At 42.7% G+C, this 10,074-nt stretch carries 10 protein-coding genes and 1 pseudogene; 2 read left to right on the top strand and 9 right to left on the bottom strand.

The features are described 5' to 3' along the window. Nucleotides 1–62: 62 nt before the first annotated feature. The 3 genes from tnpC to dacB form a co-directional block, all read right to left on the bottom strand. Entirely contained in the window at nucleotides 63–1,130 is a 1,068-nt protein-coding gene (gene tnpC, locus IM479_RS17875; protein ID WP_287684516.1) for an IS66 family transposase, read from the bottom strand. After that, a complete protein-coding gene (locus IM479_RS22795) occupies nucleotides 1,036–1,389 on the bottom strand; it encodes a DUF6444 domain-containing protein (RefSeq protein ID WP_353737552.1) in 354 nt (117 codons plus the stop codon). Before IM479_RS22795 ends, tnpC begins: the two co-directional genes overlap by 95 nt. Nucleotides 1,390–1,720: 331 nt before the next feature. After that, nucleotides 1,721–2,608 (bottom strand): D-alanyl-D-alanine carboxypeptidase/D-alanyl-D-alanine endopeptidase, encoded by an 888-nt coding sequence (gene dacB, locus IM479_RS17870; RefSeq protein WP_287684514.1) that lies wholly within the window; start codon nucleotides 2,606–2,608, stop codon nucleotides 1,721–1,723. Nucleotides 2,609–2,888: 280 nt separating this feature from the next. Between dacB and IM479_RS17865 the strand changes: the two genes are divergently transcribed. Further along, complete coding sequence (locus IM479_RS17865; protein ID WP_287684512.1) at nucleotides 2,889–3,830, top strand: ABC transporter ATP-binding protein; 942 nt, start codon at nucleotides 2,889–2,891, stop codon at nucleotides 3,828–3,830. A gap of 206 nt (nucleotides 3,831–4,036) precedes the next feature. On the opposite strand, the gene IM479_RS17860 is transcribed toward IM479_RS17865, so the two are convergent. From IM479_RS17860 to IM479_RS17845, 4 genes and pseudogenes are all read right to left on the bottom strand, one after another. Then, on the bottom strand, nucleotides 4,037–5,155 hold the full coding sequence (locus IM479_RS17860; RefSeq protein WP_287684511.1) for a universal stress protein: 1,119 nt from the start codon (nucleotides 5,153–5,155) through the stop codon (nucleotides 4,037–4,039). 267 nt (nucleotides 5,156–5,422) lie between these two features. Continuing rightward, nucleotides 5,423–5,688 (bottom strand): annotated as a pseudogene (locus tag IM479_RS17855) (RNA-guided endonuclease TnpB family protein); the annotation flags it as partial. A gap of 235 nt (nucleotides 5,689–5,923) precedes the next feature. Next, nucleotides 5,924–6,190 carry a DUF6761 family protein gene (locus IM479_RS17850; protein ID WP_287684509.1) on the bottom strand — a complete coding sequence of 89 codons (267 nt, stop codon included), beginning with the start codon at nucleotides 6,188–6,190 and terminating at the stop codon, nucleotides 5,924–5,926. Nucleotides 6,191–6,404: 214 nt separating this feature from the next. After that, complete coding sequence (locus tag IM479_RS17845) at nucleotides 6,405–7,370, bottom strand: M48 family metallopeptidase (protein ID WP_287684508.1); 966 nt, start codon at nucleotides 7,368–7,370, stop codon at nucleotides 6,405–6,407. 46 nt (nucleotides 7,371–7,416) lie between these two features. On the opposite strand from IM479_RS17845, the gene IM479_RS17840 reads away from it, so the two are divergent. After that, entirely contained in the window at nucleotides 7,417–7,572 is a 156-nt protein-coding gene (locus tag IM479_RS17840) for a hypothetical protein (RefSeq protein ID WP_287684507.1), read from the top strand. A 90-nt stretch (nucleotides 7,573–7,662) separates the two neighbouring features. On the opposite strand, the gene IM479_RS17835 is transcribed toward IM479_RS17840, so the two are convergent. Next, the gene (locus IM479_RS17835; RefSeq protein WP_287684506.1) at nucleotides 7,663–9,798 is read right to left on the bottom strand and encodes a glycosyltransferase; all 2,136 of its coding nucleotides are present in this window, start codon (nucleotides 9,796–9,798) and stop codon (nucleotides 7,663–7,665) included. Beyond that, entirely contained in the window at nucleotides 9,792–10,037 is a 246-nt protein-coding gene (locus IM479_RS17830; protein WP_287684505.1) for a hypothetical protein, read from the bottom strand. The genes IM479_RS17835 and IM479_RS17830 overlap by 7 nt, the downstream gene beginning before the upstream one ends. Between the last annotated feature and the right edge of the window lie 37 nt (nucleotides 10,038–10,074).

The following is a 10,074-nucleotide window of genomic DNA, read 5'->3' as shown; positions in this document are numbered from 1 at the left end:
TCCAGATTTAAACAAAATTGAAAAGTTCTGGGCTAGATTGAAAAACTATGTTAGTCAGATTATCAATGATAGTGAAAACCTCGTGGATGCGGTGAGTAAAGCCTTAAGGCATTTGTCCTAACCAACTCGCTCTCTGCTATAGTACGTCTCCAGATCACCGCCGGACGAATCGCCCTTTCTGCTGCATTATTGGTGGGTTCGACACCAACAGTTGTCACAAACAACCACATCGCCGACTCAACTTTGAGCAGTTGACGACAAGTGCGAACTGTTTTGGCTAGAGGGGTTTTTTCCCTTGTCCCGATGGAATAGGAATCAGCCTCAGTTAAAGTTGCCTTGATTGATGAACGAATATCCTTGACCAATTGGGCAAAATCCCTACGACATAAAGTCCCATCACGGACTCGGTGCCAAAGTTCAAACAACTTCTCCTGTTGTTTAACCAGTGCCGTTCCCAATTCTGCCGAGACTCCAGGTCGTTCCGAAATTTTGATGAATTCTCGTTTCAAGTGAGCCCAACACAATTGCCGACGTTCTAAGTCCACCCAGTTGTAAGCACCATGACGGTCAGAGTTGAAAATTCCCCTGAAGTTCTCACCTAATAAATTCTTTGCCCCTTGAGTACAACGGGTGAGGGCAATTTCAAAAAATGTGACTAGGGGTGTGACTGCAACCCACAGCCAAGCTTTTCTCTGGCTCGGGTTAAAACCATCAATATTTCCTTGATTAAAGCTGGTTTCATCGGCTCCGACAATGTTTGCCCTTTGGATATAAAGTTTTGCTTCATCGACACAGCTTGCCACTGCATTACTCGCTTCAAGTCGCAGTCTGTTGACGGTTCCCAATGATATTGAAATTCCCAATACTTCTGCCATGGCACTTTGTACCATTCTTTGACTATTGCGATACACTCCACTTAGCAGTGCCACCAATGCTACTACTCTTACTCCGTAACCACTTGGGTTCACATCTTCTGGTAATGTTGCACGAGTCTTAGTGCCACATCCAGTACAGGTCAATTGATGCAAACGATGCTCAATGACTATAGGACTGATTGGTGGAATTTCTACTATCTGGTGACGATAGGGGTTTATGTCTTCTCCTGTGAGGGTAGCGGGAGCAATTGGCACATGCTTGTGGATGATGGTCTATTACTTCGCTACATTCTTCTATGGGGTATAAGTCTCGACTATTTCCTTTATGACCCGGTTGACCACCTCGTTTTTTACGGCTTTTCTGTATGGTCTGCTTTTTTCCTAATCCCGGTGGGTCACTCGATGGGGGTAATGAGGAATTTTTTGATGAAGAATTGATTTTTTCTAGTAACTGTTCCTGAACTGTCAGGACTTCCTTTAACCTCTGATCCTGTTGTTCTATTTGCAGCACCATCTCCTCCACCAATTTCCTGACACTGGTTGGGGTTTTTTCCCAATCTTCCAGGGAGAGCCGCTCCTTATGATTGACACACTTCTCTTCCATGTCACTTAGTTTATCAGATTTTGATGCCCTTTTTTGGCGATCGTTCTTCTACCCCCCTGAACGGTTACACCCAAACTAACTTTTGGATGGGTGCAAGGTTGTCATTCATACCTTGATTCAGCAACGCCAAAATTTTCACCACCAGAGATGAAAGAGGTTTCCTTCCCTACACCCCACACCCTACACCCTACACCCTCTTTCAAGTCAGGAGTCGGGAGACAGGGGGATTTTTGCCAGAGATCTACTGAGCTTGACAGGAACGAGATTGGGTCATCTGTAGGACAATAGTATCGATCGCTTTCACCAGGGACTGTCCAGAAACCCGTTGATTATTAACGATAATGCTAAATAACATCGGTCCTTGGTTGGGGTGTTCTAGATAGCCCGATAAGGCCCGCACACCAGTAAGAGTGCCAGTTTTGGCGTAAACTGTGCCAGTAGCGGCCGTCTGACGCATTCGGTTTCTCAGGGTGCCACTAATTCCCGCTACCGGTAAGGAAGCATAGAAAGTGTCTCGATTAGGAGAATAATACATCACCCGCAAAATTTCCACGATCGAGCGGGGAGTAGCGGTATTATGGCGGGATAATCCCGAACCATCGGCTAGACGAAAACCACTGGGATTGATGCCCAATTGTGCCAAGATGGCAGTAACACTTTTAGAACCGCCGATAAAGCGAAAAAGAGTTTCAGCGTAGAAATTATTACTTCTCTGATTAGTGATATTAACCCAATCGCGCAGGGATTTTTTCTGAATTGTCGTTTCCGGGTTCATCACCTGTAAAGCGGCAGCCGTGGTAAATAACTTTGTATTAGAAGCAGGGATAAAATAGCGATCGGCGTTATGACTATAAATAACTGTTTGGCGATCGATAGATTCGATTAATATACCCCACTGATTGGGAGCTTGACTAATAACTTTATCGATATTTGCCCCGATCAATTGAGTACAGGTATTATTGGTGTTATTGCTTTCTGGAGGGGGAACGTATAATTCTATGGATTCGTTCGACGAGGAAGGATGGGGATAAACAGACAGATTAACTTGAGCGATGCTAGGGTAGGCCAAAGCGATAGTGGCTACACTAGCCACTGTCAACGAATTGAGGCAATTGAGGAGTTGTTTCATGCTGTGTTTGTGTCAGAGTCTGGTTTTCGTAAGCGTTCGCACCATTGTACCAGTTGTCGCTCAAGTGTCAAAGTTACCTTTCTAACAGATTTTAGCGGCCGATTCTCACCAATGCCAGAGAAGAAAGCTTGTGATAGCCCGGAACTGCACCGATACCCCTTCTCAAGACCGGTTGGGATTTTTCTGGGTTCCAAAACCGTGCTATTTTGATAGCCGTGACATTACTGCTGACAATTTGGGGATAATAAAAGCAAAGTGTAGGAGAGATGATTCCAAAACAATGACGAATACCAGCCGTCAAACTGTGCTAGAGACGTTAAACTTACAAAAAACTTATCGGACGGGATTCTGGTTAGATAAAAAAATCGAATCCTTGAAAAACTGCACTTTAATTGTCCATGAGGGCGAAACCTTTGGATTATTAGGCCCGAACGGTGCGGGCAAAACCACGCTCTTAAAAACCCTTTTGGGGATTGTCCGACCCACTTCCGGACGGGCCTTGATTCTCGGTCAGCCAATTGGCGATCGCTCGGTCAGGCAACGCATCGGCTATCTTCCCGAAAATGCCTACTACTACGACTATCTCACCGGCTGGGAATTCCTACAATTAATCGCCAGCATTTTTGAAATTCCCGCTTCTGTGCAGAAAAAACGCATTCCTGAATTATTGGATTTAGTGGGATTAGACCGCAAAACTGCCCAGAAAAAGCAATTGCGTCAATATTCTAAGGGGATGATGCAACGGATTGGTATAGCCCAAGCATTAATCAATGATCCCGAATTAGTCTTTCTCGATGAACCGATGTCGGGACTGGATCCTATCGGTCGCTATCAGGTGCGGGAAATTATTCAATCCCTCAAACAACAGGGGAAAACCATCTTTTTTAACTCTCATATTCTCTCCGATGTGGAACAAATTTGCGATCGCATTGCCCTGTTGGCCCGGGGAGAATTACTCTGTGTTGGTTCCCTCGACCAAATTCTCGGTCGTGCTGATGTCTATCAGGTGATTGTTCAAGGTGGGAGGGAAGATCAACTACAGCAATGGATACTCGGTTTGCATTGGCGCGATCATTGTTGGCACGGACAATTACAGGGAGAACCCGATGCTTTTCTGGCTGCCCTGTCTAGTATCGATGCTCGCTTGATTAGTCTTAATTTAGCTCGTGCTTCCCTAGAAGAATTTTTTATCGACCAATTACGTCAGCGCGGTATTACCTAAAATGTCGGATGAATGCCCCCGCTACATTTTTCGACAAGATACTCACCGGCGTTGCTGATTTGAGATATGAATCTTCTTTTGTGGTATTTTTAAAACCTAGACCCAAACTAACTTTTGGATGGGTGCAAGGTTGTCATTCATACCTTGATTCAGCAACGCCGAAAATTTTTTCACCAGCACTTCGTTGGTAAATAGCGGAGCGGTGGTTATCTTTTCGTCCCCTTAGCTCGCGAATTTTTAATCGGTACTTTTGGTTCGGTGGCGATGATGTGAAGATCGATATTTTTCTGCCAGATCAGGCGTATGAGTTTTTGGGTGAAAGAACCTTTGATTAAATGCTTCCAGCGCGATTGAAGGCTCTCCCCGATCACGATCTGGGTAATTCGTTCGCGCTCGGCCACCTCGGCGATCGCTTCCGCCACCTGATAGCTTTTAATCCGTAAGAATTTCCCCTCGAATTCCCGACATAAACGTTCGCAGGTTTCGATATGTAAAGCCTCCTCTCTGGTGAGAAAGCGCTCGGGGTTATCGACGAAAATCACGAAAAATTCCGCGTTCATATACCCCGCTATTCTCGCTCCCCGACGTAATAATCGTAAAGAGTTTGGATAGGTGGAAATACAGACTAATACGCGTTCGTGAACGGGACAGGATTGACCGATGAATTTGGTCAAATTACTCGCTTCTTCTTCTACCGTATCGGCCACTTCGCGCAGGGCGAGTTCCCGTAGGGCGATTAAATTGCGCCGTTGAAAGAAATTATTTAAAGATTGTTGGATCTTTTCGGGAGCGTAGATTTTTCCAGCTAATAATCTTTCCTCTAGGGTTTCGGGAGTAACATCTACCACGATCACTTCATCAGCTTCCTCCAAAATTCGATCGGGTATTCTCTCCCGAACCACCACCCCGGTGATTCGGGCGACCAGATCGTTTAAACTCTCGATATGCTGGATATTCACGGTAGAGTAAACATCGATTCCCCGGGATAAAATTATCTCCACGTCCTGAAAGCGTTTCTCTCGCTCCGAACCGGGTGCGTTCGTGTGGGCTAATTCATCGATGAGACACAGCTGCGGCGAGCGGGCGATAATCGCTTCCGTATCCATTTCCGAGAGAGTGAATCCCTCTTTCTCTAGGATTTTTCTCGCTACGATTTCCAATCCCTCGGCTTTTTCGGCGGTCTCTTTCCTGCCGTGGGTTTCGAGAAGTCCGATCACCACGTCGGTTCCCTGCTTTCTGAGACTATGCCCCTCCTCCAGCATCTTGTAAGTTTTCCCGACCCCCGGGGCCATGCCGATAAAAATTTTATGTCTTCCCCGTCGCACGATCGTCTCCTTTTTGGCAACTTCCCCTTACAGATTAAGATAATTCGATCGTAGCTGGGGGGATTGAATATCATCAATCCTTACTTACCCCCCTCTGATCCTAAATCCTGTTTAAAAGGTATAGGGGAGGAGCGGAGGGCCGGAGCGGCGAGAAACAATCCATAACCGGGTTTTTACAGTGGGATTGGAAGTTAATCCTATTACTAAAAACGGATTTGCTCTGAGAGTGCTTATTGACTATTGACTAGAGTTGACATACTCCCACCGTCAAGCTACGCTGTGAGGGGGGATTCTTGACCCATCGCTGTTAGAAATTCCTTGTTCAACGAGACAGCTTAGATTCTCAATGTCTCCACTGAAACCCCAGAGGCCGGACTCTTCCAAGGCGTTTGGGTCGGTTTCTGTTTGCCCAACAGTACCGTTGAGATGATTTCCCAAATATTTCAACCCTTTTTTAAGAATATTTATTGCTGCATTATGATCCCTATCCAAGATTGATGAGTTCTAGTGCTTAATGTTTTTTGGGCGTTGCTGAATCAAGGTATGAATGACAACCTTGCACCCATCCAAAAGTTAGTTTGGGTCTAGGTTTTAAAAATACCACAAAAGAAGATTCATATCTCAAATCAGCAACGCCAAAATTTTTTCATCGAGACTGACTCCTGAATTCTGCTGTGTGCAAGAGGTCTAATCCTGAGGCTATTCTAGCCAGTCAATCCGATTCTTTTTTCGGAACTGATGGCTAAATTCCCCTAACCCCAACTGGGGTCAATAATAGCCATAATCTGCTTCAGTTTGGGTTTGGGTTTGGGGGGAGAGATATTCAAAATTAGAAGGATCTCGCAGAAAGCGAAAAATTTCTTCTTCGAGACGATGAATTAGATAGGGTTCTATGGAATTAGAATCGCGTAAACAGGCTAAATAGCCTTCTACATATAGCCGGGTCTCATCAAAACGCGAGCCACGGTGCCAAAGATCCACCATGTCATCGGTTAGTCTTTGATAGTAACGAATGGATTGGGTATCTTGGAGCATGGGCAATAGAACAAAAAAGAGAGAGTGGGGGTAAGTGTTTATCGATAATCGTAGGGAGAATTGCTATTCTCAGTCTCCGATATCTCTATTGTACCCACCAAATCGGCAAAACACAGAGGAGGGAATTTTCAGTGATCAGTAAAGGGTGTGGGGTGTGGGGGAAGTAGGGTGTGGGGAGAACAAAGCTGCCGACCGCCGACCGCCTTCGTATAGGTTATTCGTGGTTTTTTTGTCTTTTTGCCCGTTCAATTTCTGCTTGTAGTTCTGCTATTTGTCGCCTCAATCTTTCGCTTTCGCTATCATGAGCATCAACATTAATTGAGCTTTTTACCCCTGTTTTGGCATAGTTTCCCCGGCGAATTTGACGATAGGATTCCGAGTTAAACCATTCCTGTAGATAATGCACTCTTTCCACGGAAAAAGGATGGGTTAAAAAGGAACCATTACCGCCATTATAAATGAGAAATTTATAAATCTGGTTTAAGTTATCTTGGTCTAATTGTCGGTAGGCTTCCCCTTGGCGAATAAATTCTTCTAAGTTGCATTCATGCAGGTATTTTTGACTTCCTCCTGCACATTTCATTAAAGTTCTCAGGACTAAATTTAAATCATCGCTAACTAATAAAGCGGCTCTGTCTGCTGATAATTCTGCTTTTCTTCGCCATTCATAAAAGGCATAAACTAGACCGGTAGTAATGGCTTTTCCTAGTCCTAAGGTGATGCCCCCAAGGAAATTAGCCGCCCCCATCACCCAAAAAGACATTTGAATTAAAATACTATGATCGCATTTTAAATGACCTAATTCGTGGGCAAGAATTACCCGAATCTCTTCTTCATCTAAAAGGTCTAAAAGGGCAGTATTAAGGACAATGTAGGGATGTTCCGAACCCAAAGAATAGGCATTCGCTAAAGGGTTTTGACTGACATAAAGATTCGGTTCTGGGAACATATCTAAATCCCGCAGACATTGGCGATATATACCGTATAAAGTGGCGTATTGACGCGGGCCGACTTTTAGATCATTGCCCATTAATAAAATTTGCTGGGGACGTTCATAGAGATATTCGGAAAAACTTTTCGCTAATAAGTCAAACCCCGGAACTGATCTTAAGGCCTGTTCAGCTTGCTGATCTAGGGGATGTTTAAAAGCTTGACTGGAGATATCAGGATAAGTTGGCATATTTTTTCAAGGGGAAAGGGGGAAAGGAAAAAGGGGAAAGGGAAAAATGATAATTCAGTCGTTAGTCAGAAATAAACGGGCATTAATTGCCAAGTTTTTTAGATTGTCTTGTCAACTTTTTCGAGGCAAACTATGGCATTATAGTCAGGAATTCCTTCTAGAAAAAGTTGGCGTTTATCAAATCAGTAATGCCTCTCAATAGGTTTTTAATTCTGCAAAATTGCGTATTCTAGAGTTTATTTGGTTGCGGTGACATAGAATAGACCTGTGGGAGAAATGAGCTTTATTCTTGTTAAATATCCTTAGCAATAATTCCTAGATTCGATAACAAAGCTTGTAGGTTATTTTGCACGGTAGCGGGTTGGTATCTCTTAATAGTTTCTAGGGAATTATCAGCGAGTTTTTGCCACAATTCCCTATTATCATAGAGTTCGATCACCGCGCGGGCAAATTCCTCGGCAGTATCGGCAATTAAAACATCTTGGTGGTCAATTAATCCCATACCTTCGGCACCAATTTTTGTGGTAATAGTCGGTAATCCTAGGGAAAGACTTTGACCTATTTTACCCTTCATTCCCGCACCAAATCGCAGGGGTGCGACAAAAACACGACTCTTTTGAAAATAGGGTTCTACTTCGGGAACATAACCGGTAACAATCACTTGATCACTGGCTAATTCTTTCACTTCATCCTTGAGGTTACTTCCCAATAAATTAACGGTAATATCGGGACGAGATGCCCAAACTAAGGGCATAATTTCTAAACATAACCACTTAACTGCATCAATATTAGGAGGGTGATTGTAGCTACCAATAAATACTAAACCGGCTCGCTGGTCAAAAGCAACTTTTTCTGACAGGGAAATTTCCTCGTGAATATTGGGGATTACCCAAACATTTTTCACCCCCAAAGAGTATAAAACCTGCTTTTCATCTTCTGTTACTACCACGGTTGCTTCCGCTTGATTAGCATAGTTTAACTCTAATTTCTGATAGGTTTGCCAACTCCAGCTAGTATTTTGGTAACTGGGATCGAGATAGTCTTTTTGTCGTTTTAAACGCAGAAAATGCAGGTCAATTGTATCATAAATAATTGGTGCTTTTGTTTTTAAGCGAATTAAATCCATATACTTATCGCACAATTCGGGACGACACAACCAAACTCCATCTATCAGGGGTAAATATTTGATTAATTTTTCTTCTAGATTATATCTTTGTGGTGTGCCATAAATAACTTCAATTCCCATCTGTTGCAGTACAGAAGTATAGGGTTGTTCAGGATAGCCATTATCGGGAAAGAAAATCACTGAATAGCCTAAATTGAGCAGTAGCTTAAGGATATTTAATAAACGCACACAGCCGGATTCTCGATCGTATAGTGGAACGTAGGAATCGATGACTAAAATTGTCGGTTTTCCTTGTAAACGTCGGGCAGCTTTGGGTACATTATTAGCATCGTTATCTAGGTGTTTGGTTAATACCTTTGACCATTTTTCTCGAAACTTAGTTTGATTAATAACTTGATATTGTTTGATCCCACTGGAAAGGTCTGTTCCCGAGGTGATTCCTTCGTAGTGAATGACGTTAGATTGGGGTTGATAGAGAACTTGATAACCCAATTCTCGGATGGCAAAACATAAGTCTGTATCTTCGTAATATGCGGGGATAAAGTCTTGACAAAAACCACCTAATTGCTTAAATAAATCTGTAGGAACTAATAAACTTGCTCCCGAACAATAGTCCACGGGACGGACATAATTATATTCCGGTTCCTCGGGACTATCTAAGCGTCCATAATTCCAACCATCGGCAGAATTCCAGATAATTCCCCCCGCTTCTTGTTGTTTACTATTAGCATAAATTAACTTAGAACCCACCGCACCAACTTGGGGATTATTGATAATTAATTTCACTAAACTTTCTAGACAGTTTTCCAGAATTCTAGTATCGTTATTGAGAAAATATAGGTATTGACCTTTTGCTTGACTAGCCCCATAATTACAGGAACGAATAAAACCAGAGTTTTCCGCATTATTTAATACTTTGATTCCTGTAACTAAAGTTGCTAATTGTTCTAAGGTTTCATCGCTGGAAGCATCATTAACAATGATTATTTCATAAGCTAAATCAGGACTTAGGTTAACACTCAAGGATTCCAGACAGTTAAAGGTGTAGGCAAATTGGTTATAAACAGGAATAATAATCGAGACTAAAGGATCATCACTGCTGGCAATTTCTAGGGGTCGCGGTTCAGCTAATTTAGCACTTTCAAGCACCTGTTCTTCAAATTCAGAGGAACTCTTTCCTGTGAGAATTTTAATAATTTTTCGTTTCGTCTTTTTGAGTGCTGGTTTCCATCCTTCCTCTTGGAGACTAAAGACGAATTTTTTGAGCAGTTTTTTAACTTTAAAAATAATCATTATTACCATAATTTTTCCTCTAGAGAAACCCAAGCTTGTGCTAAATTTAAATCTCTTTCTGCTCTAACAATAGCTCCTTCCTTTAATTGTTGCTTGAGGTAGTTTCTCTGTTGTTCCATAATATATAATTTAATCGCTTCATTAATTAAATTATTATATTCTTTTTCAGGATAATCACTACTTGCCAACCATCGATCGAGAAGTTGCATAGTATCTTCAGGGAGAGTTATCTGAAGTTGTCTGGCCATTTTGTCTTTCCTAACTATATCTAGATAATAACAATTA

It is taken from the genome of Microcystis sp. M165S2, from assembly GCF_020245885.1.
GTDB lineage: Bacteria > Cyanobacteriota > Cyanobacteriia > Cyanobacteriales > Microcystaceae > Microcystis.
The sequence above is the reverse complement of the archived record's forward strand: the minus strand, read 5'-3'. Positions and strand labels throughout refer to the sequence as shown.

Excerpts from the sequence above, each read along its gene's own strand:
- IM479_RS17850 (WP_287684509.1), bottom strand. The coding sequence starts at position 6,190 with ATGCTCCAAGATACCCAATCCATTCGTTACTATCAAAGACTAACCGAT.
- IM479_RS17835 (WP_287684506.1), bottom strand. The coding sequence starts at position 9,798 with ATGGTAATAATGATTATTTTTAAAGTTAAAAAACTGCTCAAAAAATTC.
- IM479_RS17865 (WP_287684512.1), top strand. The coding sequence starts at position 2,889 with ATGACGAATACCAGCCGTCAAACTGTGCTAGAGACGTTAAACTTACAA.
- IM479_RS17830 (WP_287684505.1), bottom strand. The coding sequence starts at position 10,037 with ATGGCCAGACAACTTCAGATAACTCTCCCTGAAGATACTATGCAACTT.
- dacB (WP_287684514.1), bottom strand. The coding sequence starts at position 2,608 with ATGAAACAACTCCTCAATTGCCTCAATTCGTTGACAGTGGCTAGTGTA.
- IM479_RS17845 (WP_287684508.1), bottom strand. The coding sequence starts at position 7,370 with ATGCCAACTTATCCTGATATCTCCAGTCAAGCTTTTAAACATCCCCTA.
- IM479_RS22795 (WP_353737552.1), bottom strand. The coding sequence starts at position 1,389 with ATGGTGCTGCAAATAGAACAACAGGATCAGAGGTTAAAGGAAGTCCTG.
- IM479_RS17840 (WP_287684507.1), top strand. The coding sequence starts at position 7,417 with ATGATAATTCAGTCGTTAGTCAGAAATAAACGGGCATTAATTGCCAAG.